The 14,205-nt window shown below is 66.7% G+C and carries 15 protein-coding genes; 4 read left to right on the plus strand and 11 right to left on the minus strand.

The genetic code is table 11. From position 1 onward, the window contains the following. Window positions 1–19: 19 nt before the first annotated feature. A complete protein-coding gene (locus KRX52_RS02760; protein ID WP_217679623.1) occupies window positions 20–334 on the minus strand; it encodes an SCP2 sterol-binding domain-containing protein in 315 nt (104 codons plus the stop codon). Between the two features lie 223 nt (window positions 335–557). Here KRX52_RS02760 and sohB point away from each other — a divergent pair, with 223 nt between their 5' ends. Together sohB and KRX52_RS02770 are read left to right on the plus strand one after the other, a co-directional pair. After that, complete coding sequence (sohB, locus tag KRX52_RS02765; RefSeq protein WP_217679624.1) at window positions 558–1,580, plus strand: protease SohB; 1,023 nt, start codon at window positions 558–560, stop codon at window positions 1,578–1,580. Window positions 1,581–1,605: 25 nt separating this feature from the next. Beyond that, on the plus strand, window positions 1,606–2,601 hold the full coding sequence (locus KRX52_RS02770) for a YhdH/YhfP family quinone oxidoreductase (protein WP_217679625.1): 996 nt from the start codon (window positions 1,606–1,608) through the stop codon (window positions 2,599–2,601). A 113-nt stretch (window positions 2,602–2,714) separates the two neighbouring features. On the opposite strand, the gene KRX52_RS02775 is transcribed toward KRX52_RS02770, so the two are convergent. The 3 genes from KRX52_RS02775 to KRX52_RS02785 form a co-directional block, all read right to left on the minus strand. Continuing rightward, complete coding sequence (locus KRX52_RS02775) at window positions 2,715–3,209, minus strand: DUF934 domain-containing protein (protein ID WP_217679626.1); 495 nt, start codon at window positions 3,207–3,209, stop codon at window positions 2,715–2,717. Beyond that, window positions 3,193–4,851, minus strand: a complete 1,659-nt coding sequence (locus tag KRX52_RS02780; RefSeq protein ID WP_217679627.1) for a nitrite/sulfite reductase — start codon at window positions 4,849–4,851, stop codon at window positions 3,193–3,195. The genes KRX52_RS02775 and KRX52_RS02780 overlap by 17 nt, the downstream gene beginning before the upstream one ends. A gap of 213 nt (window positions 4,852–5,064) precedes the next feature. Further along, entirely contained in the window at window positions 5,065–6,648 is a 1,584-nt protein-coding gene (locus KRX52_RS02785) for a GGDEF domain-containing protein (RefSeq protein ID WP_217679628.1), read from the minus strand. A 184-nt stretch (window positions 6,649–6,832) separates the two neighbouring features. Between KRX52_RS02785 and KRX52_RS20900 the strand changes: the two genes are divergently transcribed. Beyond that, on the plus strand, window positions 6,833–6,955 hold the full coding sequence (locus tag KRX52_RS20900; protein ID WP_302850314.1) for a hypothetical protein: 123 nt from the start codon (window positions 6,833–6,835) through the stop codon (window positions 6,953–6,955). 49 nt (window positions 6,956–7,004) lie between these two features. Here KRX52_RS20900 and KRX52_RS02790 read toward each other — a convergent pair whose 3' ends face one another. Together KRX52_RS02790 and KRX52_RS02795 are read right to left on the minus strand one after the other, a co-directional pair. Beyond that, window positions 7,005–7,247, minus strand: a complete 243-nt coding sequence (locus KRX52_RS02790) for a DUF2970 domain-containing protein (protein WP_217679629.1) — start codon at window positions 7,245–7,247, stop codon at window positions 7,005–7,007. Window positions 7,248–7,314: 67 nt separating this feature from the next. Further along, window positions 7,315–8,634: an MATE family efflux transporter gene (locus tag KRX52_RS02795; protein WP_254797340.1), complete on the minus strand. Its 1,320-nt coding sequence runs from the start codon at window positions 8,632–8,634 to the stop codon at window positions 7,315–7,317. A 190-nt stretch (window positions 8,635–8,824) separates the two neighbouring features. Here KRX52_RS02795 and KRX52_RS02800 point away from each other — a divergent pair, with 190 nt between their 5' ends. Next, window positions 8,825–10,234 carry an amino acid permease gene (locus tag KRX52_RS02800; protein WP_217679630.1) on the plus strand — a complete coding sequence of 470 codons (1,410 nt, stop codon included), beginning with the start codon at window positions 8,825–8,827 and terminating at the stop codon, window positions 10,232–10,234. Window positions 10,235–10,274: 40 nt separating this feature from the next. Here the strand turns inward: KRX52_RS02800 and KRX52_RS02805 are convergent, their stop codons facing one another. The 5 genes from KRX52_RS02805 to KRX52_RS02825 all read right to left on the minus strand — a co-directional run bounded on the left by KRX52_RS02805 (window position 10,275) and on the right by KRX52_RS02825 (window position 14,201). Continuing rightward, on the minus strand, window positions 10,275–10,619 hold the full coding sequence (locus KRX52_RS02805) for a 4a-hydroxytetrahydrobiopterin dehydratase (protein ID WP_217679631.1): 345 nt from the start codon (window positions 10,617–10,619) through the stop codon (window positions 10,275–10,277). A gap of 62 nt (window positions 10,620–10,681) precedes the next feature. Beyond that, window positions 10,682–11,998, minus strand: coding sequence for a leucine-rich repeat-containing protein kinase family protein (locus KRX52_RS02810; protein WP_217679632.1), 1,317 nt, complete (start codon window positions 11,996–11,998; stop codon window positions 10,682–10,684). Between the two features lie 8 nt (window positions 11,999–12,006). Further along, entirely contained in the window at window positions 12,007–12,660 is a 654-nt protein-coding gene (gene grxB, locus KRX52_RS02815; RefSeq protein ID WP_217679633.1) for a glutaredoxin 2, read from the minus strand. A gap of 32 nt (window positions 12,661–12,692) precedes the next feature. Continuing rightward, on the minus strand, window positions 12,693–13,154 hold the full coding sequence (locus KRX52_RS02820) for a potassium channel family protein (protein ID WP_217679634.1): 462 nt from the start codon (window positions 13,152–13,154) through the stop codon (window positions 12,693–12,695). 12 nt (window positions 13,155–13,166) lie between these two features. Continuing rightward, complete coding sequence (locus tag KRX52_RS02825; protein WP_217679635.1) at window positions 13,167–14,201, minus strand: DUF2955 domain-containing protein; 1,035 nt, start codon at window positions 14,199–14,201, stop codon at window positions 13,167–13,169. Between the last annotated feature and the right edge of the window lie 4 nt (window positions 14,202–14,205).

Raw genomic sequence — 14,205 nt, forward strand, 5'->3', positions numbered from 1 at the left:
TTGCTGGGGCTGGCGTGAATCAGGAGGGGAAGAGTTCGCCCAGCTTCAGGGCCAGCATCATGTCGCCTTCGGTACGCAGCCGACCGCTCATGAAGGCTTCCATACCGCTGATCTCACCTTTCAGGACACCCTTGAGGGTGGCGCTGTCCATGATCAGGCTGACGCTGGGCGACGGGGCATCGCCAGGGGTGAGGGTGCAGGCACCGTTCTTGATGCTCAGGTAGTAGTTTTCCGCGTCCTCGATCTTGAACTGGAACACAAGGTCCAGTCCGGTAGCGGCGCCGGGATTGAAGCGGGCCTGCATGGTTTCGATGACTTTGGCGACGGTGCTCATTATCTGGTCCTTCTCTCGGCGATAGTCGTGCCGCTGGCAGGCGACTGGCTGCAGGCGAGGGTATGGGGTAGCCCAAATGCTGTCAACGGCGGAGCATGCGCACATTCGACCCCGTCATGGTGAGCAGGGCGGCCGTGCTGGCGGGTGGTCGCCATCGGTCCGCGCCGGTATGCTTGAGCGGTCGCGGATTGCGATGCAGCGACCTTGCAAACAAGGAGTCACCGTGGAGTTTTTTACCGATTACGCCGGTTTTCTGGCCAGGACAGTGACCATCCTGGCTGCCATCCTCGTCGTTCTGGCCTGCATTGCCGCGCTGCGCACCCGCGAGCGTCGCACCGGCGGGCAGCTCGACGTGCACAAGCTCAACGATTTCTACAAGCAACTGCGCGAGCGCCTGCAGGACAGCGTGCTGGACAAGGAGCAGCTGAAGGCGCTGCGCAAGGAAGAAACCAAGGCCGAAAAGGCCGAGAAGAAGGCTGGCAGCGCCAAGCCGCGGGTCTACGTGGTGGACTTCGACGGCGACATCAAGGCGTCGGCCGGCGAGCATCTGCGCCACGAGGTCACCGCGCTGCTCAGCCTGGCCACCCCGCAGGACGAGGTGGTGGTGCGCCTGGAAAGCGGCGGCGGCATGGTCCACAGCTACGGCCTGGCCTCCTCGCAGCTGGCGCGCATCCGCCAGGCCGGCGTGCCGCTGACCGTGTGCGTGGACAAGGTGGCGGCCAGCGGCGGCTACATGATGGCCTGCATCGGCGAGAAGATCCTCGCCGCACCCTTCGCCATCCTCGGCTCCATCGGCGTGGTGGCGCAGTTGCCCAACTTCCACCGCCTGCTGAAGAAGCACGCCATCGACTTCGAGGTGCTCACCGCCGGCGAGTACAAGCGCACCCTGACCGTGTTCGGCGAGAATACCGACAAGGGCCGGGAGAAGTTCCAGGAAGACCTGGACATCACCCACGAGCTGTTCAAGAACTTCGTCGCCCGCTATCGCCCGCAGCTGGCCATCGACGAGGTGGCCACCGGCGAGGTCTGGCTCGGCCAGGCCGCACTGGGCAAGCAGCTGGTCGACGAGCTGAAGACCAGCGACGAGTACCTGTCCGAGCGTGCCCAGCACGCCGAGCTGTTCCAGCTGCGCTACCACGAGAAGAAGAGTCTGCAGGAACGCGTCGGCCTGGCCACTGCCCAGGTGCTCGACGGCGTCCTGCTGCGCTGGTGGAGCCGCCTGTCCCAGCCGCGCTTCTGGCAATGACGATCATCAACGAGAGGAGCACAGCATGAGCCGTTTCAAGGCCCTGCTAGTCACCGAAAGCAGACCAGGGCTATTCGACCAGGCGGTCGTCGAGCGTGAGCTTGCCGAGCTGCCAGCGGGCGAGGTGCTCATTCGTGTGCGCTACTCCTCGCTCAACTACAAGGACGCGCTGTCCGCCACCGGCAACCGCGGGGTGACCCGTGCGTATCCGCATACCCCCGGCATCGACGCTGCCGGCGAGGTGGTGGAGTGTGCGACCGGCGAGTTCCAGCCGGGCGATCAGGTGATCGTCACCGGCTACGATCTGGGAGTGAATAGCCCAGGTGGCTTTGCCCAGTACATCCGCGTGCCGGCCGCCTGGGTGGTGCGCTGCCCGGCCGGCATGACGCCACGCGAGGCCATGCTGCTCGGCACCGCCGGACTCACCGCCGGCCTGTGTGTGGAAAAGCTGATGCACGTGGGGCTCGATGCCACCGCCGGCTCGGTGCTGGTCACCGGCGCCTGCGGCGGGGTGGGCAGCGTCGCGGTACTGCTGTTGACCCACCTTGGCTATACGGTGGCGGCCTCCACCGGCAAGCTGCAGCAGGTCGAGTTCCTCCATCGCCTGGGGGCGCAGCAGATCATCGACCGCGCGGTACTGCGCGAAGGTACCGAGAAGCCGCTGCTGAAGATGCAGTGGGCCGGGGCGGTGGATTCGGTGGGCGGCGATCTGCTGTTCAACGTGGTCAAGTCGCTGCAGTACGGCGCCAGCGTAGCCTGCTGCGGTCTGACTGCCGGGGCGGACATGGCCACGGCCTCGGTGCTGCCGTTCATCCTGCGTGGCGTCAACCTGCTCGGCGTCGACTCGGTGGAGCTGCCGCGTGCGGTCAAGGCGGCCATGTGGGAGAAGCTGGCCGGGCCGTGGAAGCTCGAGACCCTGGAGCAGCTGGCGCGGGAGATCACCCTGGAGGAGCTGCCCGAGGCGATCAGCCAGATTCTCGCCGGGCGGATGGTGGGGCGCATGCTGGTGCGCATCGACTGACGCACCATTTGCCGACTGCTTGGTGCGCATGGCGCACCCTACCGCCCATTCACCAGCTGCACACAGCCAAAAGCCCCGCATTTGCGGGGCTTTTGGCTGACAGCGATCCGACCTCAGCGGCGGCGGAACAGCGGCAGCGGCTGGTCGACCCCGGTCTGGTAGGTCACCGAGAAGTCCGACAGGCCCTTGAGCGCGTCGTACGGGTCGCGGTCCGGACGCACCGCGAAGGCGTCGAAACCGCAGCGCTGCATGAAGAACAGCTGGTCGCGCAGCACGTCGCCGATGGCGCGGATCTCGCCCTGGTAGCCGTAGCGCTCGCGCAGCAGGCGGGCGCTGGAGAAGTGACGGCCGTCGGTGAACGCGGGGAAGTCGAGGGCGATGACCTGGAAGTGCTTGAGGTCGTCGACGATGTCCTCGATCTGCTCGTGGCTCTGCAGCCACACGCCCAGACCGCCGTCGCGCACCTTGAGGGCGTGGCTGGATTGTAGCCACAGAGCCAGCGGCACGATCAGGTCGTCGCTGTTGGAAATGCCGTCGAGGCTGGCGTCGACCGGCAGCAGGTGCCAGCGCTCGTCGATGACCTCGCCGTTCTTAATGATTCTTTGCATAGACGCGCTCCTTGAAGGAATCGATGCCGATACGGCGGAAGGTATCGATGAAACGCTCTTCTTCATTGCGCTTCTCCACATAAACCTCGATGACCTTGGCGATCACGTCGGCCATGTCATCCTGGGCGAAGGACGGGCCGAGGATCTGGCCGAGGCTGGCGTTGCGGCCGGCTTCGCCGCCCAGCGACACCTGGTAGAACTCCGCGCCCTTCTTGTCGACGCCGAGGATGCCGATGTTGCCGATGTGGTGGTGACCACAGGCGTTCATGCAGCCGGAAATGTTCAGGTCGATCTCGCCAAGGTCGAACACGTAGTCGAGGTCGTCGAAGCGGCGCTGGATGGCTTCGGCGATCGGGATCGACTTGGCGTTGGCCAGCGAGCAGAAGTCGCCGCCCGGGCAGCAGATGATGTCGGTCAGCAGGCCGATGTTCGGCGTGGCCAGGCCCAGCTCGCGCAGCTCGTTCCACAGGGCGAACAGCTTGGACTGCTCGACGTCGGCGAGGATGATGTTCTGCTCGTGGCTGGTGCGCGCCTCGCCGAAGCTGTAGCGCTCGGCCAGGTCGGCGATGGCGTCGAACTGCTTATCGGTGACGTCGCCGGGGGCGATGCCGGTCGGCTTGAGCGACAGGGTCACCGCTGCGTAGCCCGCCTTCTTGTGGGCGACCACGTTGCGCGAGCGCCAGCGGGCGAAGCCCGGATGCTCGGCGTCCAGCGCGGCGAGGGCGGCGCTCTGGTCCTGCAGGGCCTGGTAGGCCGGATCGACGAAGTGCTGGGCGACACGCTGCAGCTCGGCGTCGGTCAGGGTGCTCGGGCCGTCCTTGAGGTGGGCCCACTCGGCGGCCACGCGCTCGGCGAACACTTCCGGGGTCAGTGCCTTGACCAGGATCTTGATCCGCGCCTTGTACTTGTTGTCACGGCGACCGTAACGGTTGTACACGCGCAGGATGGCTTCCAGGTAGGTGATCAGGTGCTGCCAAGGCAGGAATTCGTTGATGAAGCTGCCGACGATCGGGGTCCGGCCGAGGCCGCCGCCGACCAGCACGCGAAAGCCCAGTTCGCCGGCAGCGTTGCGCACCGGCTCCAGGCCGATGTCGTGCACTTCGATGGCGGCGCGGTCGGCGGCCGAGCCGTTCACCGCGATCTTGAACTTGCGCGGCAGGTGGGCGAATTCCGGGTGGAAGGTGGCCCACTGGCGGATGATCTCGCACCACGGACGCGGGTCGATCACCTCGTCGGCGGCGACGCCGGCGAACTGGTCGGTGGTGACGTTGCGGATGCAGTTGCCGCTGGTCTGGATGGCGTGCATCTGCACGCTGGCCAGCTCGGCGAGCATGTCCGGCACGTCCTCCAGCTTCGGCCAGTTGTACTGGACGTTCTGGCGGGTGCTGATGTGCGCGTAGTTCTTGTCGTAGTCGCGGGCCAGCTTGGCCAGCATGCGCAGCTGCGGCGCGGACAGCAGGCCGTAGGGCACGCAGACGCGCAGCATGGGCGCGTGGCGCTGGACGTAGAGGCCGTTCTGCAGGCGCAGTGGGCGGAATTCCTCTTCGGCCAGTTCGCCGGCGAGGAAGCGGCGGGTCTGGTCGCGGAACTGCGCGACGCGCTCCTCGATGATCCGTTGATCGTACTCGTCGTATACGTACATGTAATTCTCTGCTCTCAGGCTGTCAGCGAACCCCGGCGGCTGGTGGCCGGTCCGCATGGTGCATCTGCGGCGCGCACGGCTGCGCACTCCGGTGGAGTGTCGGGAACGATAGCAGCTCACATATATGCAAGAAAGTGAAGAATAACTATATGTACATAACTAAAATAGATAATTCAATGCAGCGCTGCACCCCTGCCCGGCGGCGGCGGTGGTTCAGCTGAGCGACGCTTCGCTTGGCTGGCGCTCGGTCTGGGCGACCACGACGCGGTTGCGGCCGCTGCGCTTGGCGGCATACAGCGCCTGATCGGCCATTTCCAGCACGCGTTCGATGGCGGTGGCGCTGTCCGGCCAGTGGGCAACGCCGATCGACAGGGTGACACGTCCGCAGGGCAGTGCCGTGCAGTTTTCCATGCGCAGGCGCAGGCGCTCGGCCACCTGGGTTGCGACCGCGAGGTCGACATCCGGAAGCAGGATGAGGAACTCCTCGCCGCCGACGCGGCAGAGCACGTCACCGCCGCGCGAGCCTTCGCGCATCAGGCGGGCCAGATGCTGGAGCTGCAGGTCGCCGACCGCGTGACCATGGTTGTCGTTGACTTGCTTGAAGTGGTCTATATCGAGGGCAACGGCTGCAAAGGGTTGGGCGCGGGCTTGCCACTGCTCCAGGGTCAGCTGCAGGCCGCGGCGGTTGTAGAGGCCGGTGAGGGGGTCGGTGAGGGTGTCGAGGTTGAGCTTGCCGATCTTCTGGTCGAACTGTGCCAGGCCGGCGATCAGCGCGCGCTTGAGTTCGGCCGCCTCGAAGTACCAGGCGCCCACCCGGCGGATTTCTCCGCAGGCGTCCTGCGAGTCCATCTGCCGCGCGCTGCTGGCCAGTTGCCATAGCGGCAGGGCGATCAGGCGGGCCAGCCACCAGATACCCAGCAGGGAGAGCAACGAGAACGGCAGCGCATTGCGCAGGATGTCCAGCATCAGGCCATCCAGCTCCGCCAGGGTGTTGGCCGTCGGGCGCTGGGCGATGATGCCCCAGCCGGTGCTGGCGACGGGGGCATAGCCGGCGAGCATGTCGGTGTCGCGCGAGTTGACGATCCGCTGGCTGCCCGCCTGGCCGGCGATGACGGCTGCGACGGCAGGGTTGTTGTGGATGGGCTCGCCCACCCGCTCGGCATCCCGGTGATAGAGCAGTTGTCCGCGCCGGTCGACGACATAGATATAGGAGCCGTCGCGGTAGAAGTGCTCGCCGAGCAGGCTGTTGAGGATGCTCTTTTCGCGCAGATAGATGCTGCCGCCGACATAGCCGAGGTAACGCCCGTCGGCGGCGATGATCGGCTGCGAGATCATCACGACCAGCTTGCCTGCGGTGGAAATGAACGGTGCGCTAACCAGTGGCTGGCGCTTTTCCAGGGACTCCCTGGCCCCCGCGGAGTTGAGCAGGCTCCCGGCAGGAAGCAGCATCGCCGGGGAAATGGCCAGCAGCGTGAGGTCGTCACGCACGATGTAGGCGGAGTTGAAGGTGTCGGTTTGCTGCTTGAGGCGTTCCGTTTCCGCGGCCAGCTGTTGCGGCTGCTCGAGGAGGGCGGGCAGCCGCGCTGCGCTATAGGCCAGTTGCTGGCGCGCGGAGGCGAGCAGGCCCTCGGTGCTTTCCGCCAGTTTGGCCGCATACACGCGGTTGGCTTCCAAGGTCTGCTGGATCAGCAAGTCGCGCTGCACCTGATAGCTGACGTAGAAGCTGTTGATCAGGGTGAGCAGGGCGGCGGTGATGCTCAGCAGCAGGATCAGGCGGCGCAGATCGACTCTGAACATGGGAGAGAAGCGCATGTTGCGACGCCAAAAAATTCAGTTATGTGAACTATATAACAAACTCTTGGCGCTTTGCGCAGGGTCGAAGCATCCGCAAAAAAGCAGATGCGCGAACCATACCGGGTCGCCTTGAGTTTGCCCGGGGGCTGGGCTTGACTGCAGATAGGCACAGCAGCGGAGATTCGCGATGAACCAGCAGGTCAAGACGCAAGCAGCCAGCATTGCGGACAGTCGGGCGGATGCCTGGGCTGCCCTGAGCCTGATCATGATCGGGGTGGCGACGGTCATCCTGTGGGTGAGTCAGCAATGACTGGCGGGGGGCAAGCGCTGCGCCTACCCACAGCCTGACTGTCCGGTGGCTACTTCGCGCCGCTCAGTTGCAGCACCAGGCGGACCACGCTGTACAGCAGCAGGACGAAGATCCCGGTGAACAGCAGGCCGAGCAGGATGAAATGGCTGGGCTTGCCACGGGAGAAGTCGCGCGCCCGGTTTTTACCGCTCTGCACGCCGAAGGCCGCGGCCAGCACGCTCTGCAGCATTTGCCTGAGGGTGAGAGGGGGCTTGTCCTGGTCGTCGTTGCGCTGAGGCTGCTGCTCGCTCATGGCCGGCTCCGCTGAGGGGATGCTGCAAGCTTTGTCCGCAGACCGGCATTGCGCAAGCCGCGGCCGGCTAGATTTCGATGCGTGCCCAGGCGCGGCGTTGCCACATGAGGGCGAATATCGCCGAGGCCAGGCCGCGCTGCAGGATGTACAGGCTCCAGATCGCCAGCAGGCCATAGCCCAGCACGGGGCCGAGCAGATAGGTCAGCGGCAGCACCACCAGCCACTGGTTGCCGAGGGTCACCAGCATCACCGTGCGGCTGGCGCCGGCGCCGAGCAGGGCCTGGGCCAGCACCAGCGCGCCGGCATCCAGCACCATGCCCAGCCCGGTCAGGCGCAGCGGCCAGATGCCCAGTTCGATCAACTGCGCGGCGTTGACGAACAGGCCGAGAATCGCCTCGGGAAACAGCCAGAAGGGCATCCCCAGCAGGGCCAGACCGCCGATGGCGACCCGCACCACGTCCCAGCCCCAGCGGTGGGCGGCGTCGACATCGCCGGCGCCGAGGCTGTGGCTGACCAGGGTGGTGGCGGCCATGCCCAGGCCGACCGCCGGCAGGATCAGCAGCAGCGCCAGATTCACCAGCACATGCGCCACCGCCAGCTCGGCGGTGCCGACCTGGGCGATGATCCAGAACAGCAGGGTGATGCCGGTGGCGAAGAACAGTTGCTGCAGCGAGTTGGGCAGTGACAGGCGCGCCAAGCGGTGGATTTCGAGCGGCGGCGGGCGCCGCCAGCGGAAGCCGGCATCCGGTGCCACCCGCCAGGTCTGGCTGGCGAAGATCAGCGAGCCGGCGTACTGGGCGATGCAGGTGCCCAGTCCCGCGCCTTGCGCCCCCATGGCTGGCAGGCCGAGCAGGCCGTGGATCAGGCAGTAGCTGAGTGCGGCATTGAACAGGTGAATGCCCAGCAGGAGGCGCATGTACAAACCGGAGCGGTGGCTGCCGTTCCAGTAGCCGCGAAAGGCGAAATTCATCCCCACCGCGGCCACCGCCAGCACCCGCCACTGGAAATAGTCGTGGCCGATGGCGGCAACGGCTGGATCGCTGCTGAGCAGGCCGATGATCCACGGCGCCGCCAGCCAGCAGCCCAGCCCCAGCGGCAGACCGACCAGCACGGCCATCAGCAGCCCTGCATGCAAGGGCGCGCCGGTTTCCGCCGGGCGTCCTTCGCCGCGGCGCCGCGCCACCAGCGCCTGTACCCCGGAGCCGAGACCCATGACCAGGGCGATGGCCATGAAGTTCGCGTAACTGCCGATGCCCACACCGGCCAGTGCGGTTTCGCCCAGATGGCCGACCATGGCCGCGTCCAGCAGATTGATCAGGCTCTGGCTGAGCATGCCGCCGATGATGGGCAGGCCGAGGATCAGGATCTGGCGCAGGCGCTCGGGCATTGGCAGGGAGTCTCGGGCAGTGGCGCGGGCATTCTAACCCGGAAAACCGGAGCTGCAGGCCGCCCCAGGATGCCGGTGTACAATGCCTGCTATAGGGCTGGACCAAGGGACCGGCCGTGGTTTACCTCGCCGTGTCATGCGCGTGGCGACTGTACGATACGGCAGCAAAGAGCATGCCGACAGGTGATCGATGACCCACGAACCCCGACACCCGGGCGAACTCCAGCGCAGCCTGAAGAACCGCCACATCCAGCTGATCGCCCTCGGTGGCGCCATCGGCACCGGCCTGTTCCTCGGCTCGGCCGGGGTGCTGCAGAGCGCCGGGCCGTCGATGGTCCTCGGCTATGCCATTGCCGGCTGGATTGCCTTTCTGATCATGCGCCAGCTCGGCGAGATGATCGTCGAGGAACCGGTGGCCGGCTCGTTCAGCCACTTCGCGCACAAGTACTGGGGCGGCTTCGCCGGCTTTCTCTCCGGCTGGAATTACTGGGCGCTGTACATCCTGGTGGGTATGGCCGAGCTGACCGCGGTGGGCAAGTACATCCAGTTCTGGTGGCCGGACGTGCCGACCTGGGCCACGGCGGCGGCGTTCTTCGTGCTGATCAACGCGATCAACCTGACCAACGTGAAGTTCTTCGGCGAGGCCGAGTTCTGGTTCGCGATCATCAAGGTGGTGGCGGTGGTCGGCATGATCGTGCTCGGCCTGTGGCTGCTGCTGAGCGGCACCGGCGGCGAGCAGGCGCAGGTCAGCAACCTGTGGCGCCACGGTGGCTTCTTCCCCCACGGCGTCGGCGGGCTGGTGATGGCGCTGGCGTTCATCATGTTCTCGTTCGGCGGCCTGGAGCTGGTCGGCATCACCGCGGCCGAAGCGGCCGAGCCCAAGAAGGTGATCCCCAAGGCGATCAACCAGGTGGTCTACCGCATCCTGATCTTCTACGTCGGCGCCCTGGGCGTGCTGCTCTGCCTGTACCCCTGGGATGCGCTGCTGGCCGCCCTCAACGCCTCCGGCGACCCCTACAGCAGCAGCCCGTTCGTGCAGATCTTCTCGCTGCTCGGCAGTGAGGTGGCGGCCAACATCCTCAACTTCGTGGTGCTGACCGCGGCGCTGTCGGTGTACAACAGCGGCGTCTATTGCAACAGCCGCATGCTCTACGGCCTGGCCGAGCAGGGCAATGCGCCGCGCGCGTTCCTCAGGATCGACCAGCGCGGCGTGCCGGTGATCGCCATCGGCGCCTCGGCGCTGGTGACCCTGCTGTGCGTGCTGATCAACTACACCCTGCCCAAGGGCGCGCTGGAGCTGCTGATGTCGCTGGTGGTGGCGGCGCTGGTGATCAACTGGGCGATGATCAGCCTGATCCACCTGAAGTTTCGCGCCGCCAAGCAGAGCGAGGGCGTGCAGCCGGAGTTCAAGGCGCTGTGGCATCCGTTCGGCAACTACCTGTGCCTGGCCTTCCTGCTGCTGATCCTCGGCGTGATGTGGCAGCTCGAGGGCATTCGCCTGTCGGTGTACGCGATCCCGGTGTGGCTGCTGGTGATCGGCCTGTGCTACCGGCTCAAATGCGCGTTCGGCGCAGCCCCGAGCCCTCGCACAGCCCGCTGAGAGCGGCCGCGCGGCTCGCCAGGGCCAGCCCGGACGCTTGCTACGCCGTCTTCGCCAGCTGATCGGTGCGCGCCGCCATGATGAAGTCGTTGCGGTGCAGCCCGCCGATCTTGTGCGTCCACCAGGTCACCGTGACCTTGCCCCACTCGGTGAGTAGCGCCGGGTGATGGCCCTGTGCTTCGGCGATGGCGCCGACGGCATTGGTGAAGGCCAGGGCGTGCTGGAAGTCGGGGAATCCGAACAGCTTTTCCAGCTGCATCACCCCATCGCGCACCTCGATGTTCCAGTCCGGAATCTGTCGGATCAGCTCGGCCAGTTCGGCGTCGGAGACCTGCGGCGCGCCGGCGCGGCAGGCTTCGCAGTGGGCTTGCGAGAGGGGATTCATGGCGGGCACCTCGACGTTTGCAGACTTCATCAGTGTAGGGGGCTCTCGCCAGGTTGCCGCCGTCAGATAGCCGCAAGGCAGGCGTCGAGGCTGGCGAAGTCCGGGCGCTGCTCGACAGATTCGGCCACGCACTGCTCCTGCAGCTGGCGCAGACGCTGCTGTCGCCCGACCTGTTCGTCCGCCGGGCAGCGTTGCAGCAGCTCCTCCAGCAGATAGCCGAAGGCGCGCGCCTCGATGCGCTGCAGGACTTGGCCGCGGGCACTGCCGGGGTCGAAGAACGAGGCGGCGCCGAAGTCGCCGAGCAGGCAGTCGCCCGCCGCATTGACCAGCAGGTTGTGGGCATACAGGTCGCCATGCAGGATGCCGCGCTGGTGCAGGTGCGCCACCGCCGACGCTACGCCGCGGGCGATGCGCTGTGCCTCGTCGACGCCGAAGCGTCGTTCGCTCGAATAGCAGTCGCGGGTGCAACTGGCCAGCGACGGCGGCCCGGCCAAGGGCTGGAAGGTCGGGTCGATCAGCTCCAGCAACAGCCCCGGCGGCGCATCTGCCTGCGCGGCGAGCGGCCCGGCCACGCGGATCAGGTTGACATGCTCGCCAGCAGCGATGCAGGCGGCCATTTCGCTGTGCGGCAGGCCGTCGCTGGTCACGCTGCCTTTGAACAGCTTGGCCGCCATGGCCTGGGCCGGCTGGCCGTCAAGATGCCACTCGGCGCGGTGGATGATCCCGGAGGCGCCCTGGCCCAGCACTTCCTGCAGGGCGATGCTTCTGCGCGCAATGGGCGGCAGCGGATGCTCGGCCAGCACCTGCGCCTCGCGGGTGTCGCTGAACGGGTTGCCGGCAAAGGCCAGCCAGGCCAGGCGCGGCAGTTCCGTCAGCCAGCCGGGTAGGGTGTCGAGGCGGTTGGCGGCGATGCGCAGCAGCTCCAGGTTCTGGCAGTCCGCCAGGCTGGCCGGCAGGGCGCGCAGGCGGTTGCCGGCCAGCGCCATCTTCTGCAGGCGGGTGCAGGCGCCCAGCTCGGCGGGCAGGCTCTCCAGCCGGTTGTCGGTCAGGATCAGCCAGCGCAGCCGCGAGGGCAGGGCCGCGGCTGGCACCTGCTGCAACTGGCAGGACTTGAAGCCGACCATCTCCAGCTTCGCGCAGTCGCCGAGCACTTCCGGCACCGTGGTGAACGGATTGTCCGAGCAGAACAGCACGCGCAGCTTGTGCAGGCGCGGCAGCTCGGCCGGCAGCTGGCTCAGCTGGTTGCCGGAGAGGTTGAGCACCTCCAGGCTGTCGGCGAGAGCGAAGATCTCGTCGGGGAATTCCGTCAGCCCGGCGGACAGATCCAGGCGTCGAATACCGGCCAGTTCGCCGCGGCGCAGTTGTTCGAGAGTATGCATGGCGATATTCAGACTGCCCGCTCGAAGTAGGTTTGCGTGGCGGTGATGCGCGCCACTTCCTCGACATAGGCGCGCACCGCCGGCGGGAAGGCCAGGCCCTTGACCATGCTCAGGTTGCGCAGCCCCGGGTAGAGCAGCACGTCGTCCCAGCCCAGGGTGTCGCCGTGGGCGCTGGGCAGCGGGAGTGGCGGCAGGCTGGCCAGCATCTCTTCGACCACGGCCCGGTGCTCGGCAGTTTCAGCCAGGGCCTGGGCGAAGGGGCGCTGGATGATCTGCTCCTTCTTGGCCTGGAAGTAATCGCGGGCGGACTGGGTGGCGAACTCCGGCAGGCCGAGGGCGATGTCGCGGGGGAACAGCAGGCACCAGTTCGCCAGGCGCACCTGGTTGATGTGCTCCTGGATCGGCAGGTAGTCGCCGTGCGGGCGGATCACCTGTGCCGGGTTGCCCAGTTCGTCCAGCTTGCGGGCGATGTCCAGGCTCTCGCCCATGGCGCGGCCATCGTCGAACTGCAGGATCGGCACCTGCTTGGCACCGATCAGCGCGAAGCAGCTCGCCTCGTCGTCGTTGAGCAGGTAGACCTGCTCCACCGGCACCTGCTTGTAGTGGGCGACCATCTCGGCGCGCACGCAGAACGGGCAGTGGTCGTACAGATAGAGCTTCATGCCGCCTCCACGGTCAGGACAGGCTGCAGAGTTTAACCGTTCATTCCGCGTTGCGGCCTCGCCATGTTGTGCTTGATGACTTCCTTCACCGCAGCGGTCATCACCCCGGTGGAGATCCCCAGCATCAGCACGCCGTTGCCGGCCTCCAGTGCACCGAGCAGGCGCCAGCGGGTGGACAGCACGATGTCGCCATAGCCCAGGGTGGCGAAGGTCACCCCCGAGTAGTACGCCGACGTGGCGAACTCCTCGAACTCGCCGAGCAGCATGAACAGGCCGGCCCACATGCCGATCTGCACGAAGTAGCCGAGCATCATCAGCAGCATCACCAGGCCCAGCACCAGGAAGTCCCAGAGGAATCCCTTGCGTGGCTCCACGGTCTCGCCGGCACGGGTGTCGTAGCGCACGTAGTAACGCAGGCACTGGGCCACGATGAACGCCTCCATGACCAGGCAGAGCAGCATCACCGGAAGGCCGACCAGCAGGTTGAGCAGCATGGGGGAATCTCCTTAGCAGCCGGGTTGCCGCAGGTGGCGACGTTGGCGGTAGTGGTCGAGCAGGTAGACCATCAGCCAGGCATACAGGCTGATGGCGATGAACAGCCCCATGCGCAAGGCGAAGGCGCTGTAGACATCCTTGCCGTTGGCGCTGTCCTCCACCGACAGGCCGAGCAGGATGATCATGGTCACCAGGCTGTTCAGCCAGAAGCCCGGGCTTTGCCGGCTCGGGCTGAAGCCGTAGAGCTTGCGCGCCACCAGCAGGCCGAACAGCAGCATCCACAGGAAGAACATCCACAGGTGCACGAACAGGCCGAGGGCCCACCAGAACAGCACGGCCAGCAGGCCACCGAGCAGGGTCGAGCCGATCAGCTCGCGCGCGGCAGTGCGCACCGTGGCGGTACAGCTCTGCTGGCCGAGGCCGACCGACTTGAGGATGATCGCCATGTAGGTGGCCGGATCGATCAGCGCCAGCAGCCAGGCCGGCAGCACCACCAGAGCGGCGCGCAGTGCCACCCAGCTGGCTTCCGCCGCGGGCAGGGCCAGCTCGGCGGGCAACGCCTGCGCGCCAGCCGGTTCGGGAAACAGCCAGTGGCTGACGGGCAGCATCAGCACGGCGAGCAGCAGGTTCTGCACCAGGGCGTTGATGACCATCAGCGCCAGGGCGAAGTCGGCGGTGCCGGCGGCCGAAATCATGGTCAGGCCGATCACCAGGAAGGTGGTGACCAGGCCGTTGCCCCCCGTCAGGCCGTGGCGGAAGGCCAGGAACAGGCACAGGCCCACCAGCAATACGCCGCTCAATGCGGCGTAGCGCAGCAGCGGGATCAGCAGCAGGCCGCTGCCGGTGGTCAGCAGCACCACCAGGGTCAGGCCCAGCCCCGCCTTGGGCGACAGCGGGCGGTCGAGCTTGGCGAGCAGGAACAGGGCGAACAGCGGGGCAATGAAGGGCAACGGCAGCCCCAGGCCGAAGCTGACCGCCAGGCCCAGCGCGGTGCCGCTGGCCAGGCGCAGCGCGCGCTGGGCGCGGGGTTCACGCCGGTTAGCCATGGAC

The organism is Geopseudomonas aromaticivorans, from assembly GCF_019097855.1.
Lineage (GTDB): Bacteria > Pseudomonadota > Gammaproteobacteria > Pseudomonadales > Pseudomonadaceae > Geopseudomonas > Geopseudomonas aromaticivorans.

What these genes read in the sequence shown, in the direction of transcription:
- KRX52_RS02760 (WP_217679623.1), bottom strand. Translation starts at nt 334, where the DNA reads ATGAGCACCGTCGCCAAAGTCATCGAAACCATGCAGGCCCGCTTCAAT.
- KRX52_RS02770 (WP_217679625.1), top strand. Translation starts at nt 1,606, where the DNA reads ATGAGCCGTTTCAAGGCCCTGCTAGTCACCGAAAGCAGACCAGGGCTA.
- KRX52_RS02775 (WP_217679626.1), bottom strand. Translation starts at nt 3,209, where the DNA reads ATGCAAAGAATCATTAAGAACGGCGAGGTCATCGACGAGCGCTGGCAC.
- KRX52_RS02780 (WP_217679627.1), bottom strand. Translation starts at nt 4,851, where the DNA reads ATGTACGTATACGACGAGTACGATCAACGGATCATCGAGGAGCGCGTC.
- KRX52_RS02785 (WP_217679628.1), bottom strand. Translation starts at nt 6,648, where the DNA reads ATGTTCAGAGTCGATCTGCGCCGCCTGATCCTGCTGCTGAGCATCACC.
- KRX52_RS20900 (WP_302850314.1), top strand. Translation starts at nt 6,833, where the DNA reads ATGAACCAGCAGGTCAAGACGCAAGCAGCCAGCATTGCGGACAGTCGG.
- KRX52_RS02790 (WP_217679629.1), bottom strand. Translation starts at nt 7,247, where the DNA reads ATGAGCGAGCAGCAGCCTCAGCGCAACGACGACCAGGACAAGCCCCCT.
- KRX52_RS02795 (WP_254797340.1), bottom strand. Translation starts at nt 8,634, where the DNA reads ATGCCCGAGCGCCTGCGCCAGATCCTGATCCTCGGCCTGCCCATCATC.
- KRX52_RS02800 (WP_217679630.1), top strand. Translation starts at nt 8,825, where the DNA reads ATGACCCACGAACCCCGACACCCGGGCGAACTCCAGCGCAGCCTGAAG.
- KRX52_RS02805 (WP_217679631.1), bottom strand. Translation starts at nt 10,619, where the DNA reads ATGAATCCCCTCTCGCAAGCCCACTGCGAAGCCTGCCGCGCCGGCGCG.
- KRX52_RS02810 (WP_217679632.1), bottom strand. Translation starts at nt 11,998, where the DNA reads ATGCATACTCTCGAACAACTGCGCCGCGGCGAACTGGCCGGTATTCGA.
- grxB (WP_217679633.1), bottom strand. Translation starts at nt 12,660, where the DNA reads ATGAAGCTCTATCTGTACGACCACTGCCCGTTCTGCGTGCGCGCCGAG.
- KRX52_RS02820 (WP_217679634.1), bottom strand. Translation starts at nt 13,154, where the DNA reads ATGCTGCTCAACCTGCTGGTCGGCCTTCCGGTGATGCTGCTCTGCCTG.
- KRX52_RS02825 (WP_217679635.1), bottom strand. Translation starts at nt 14,201, where the DNA reads ATGGCTAACCGGCGTGAACCCCGCGCCCAGCGCGCGCTGCGCCTGGCC.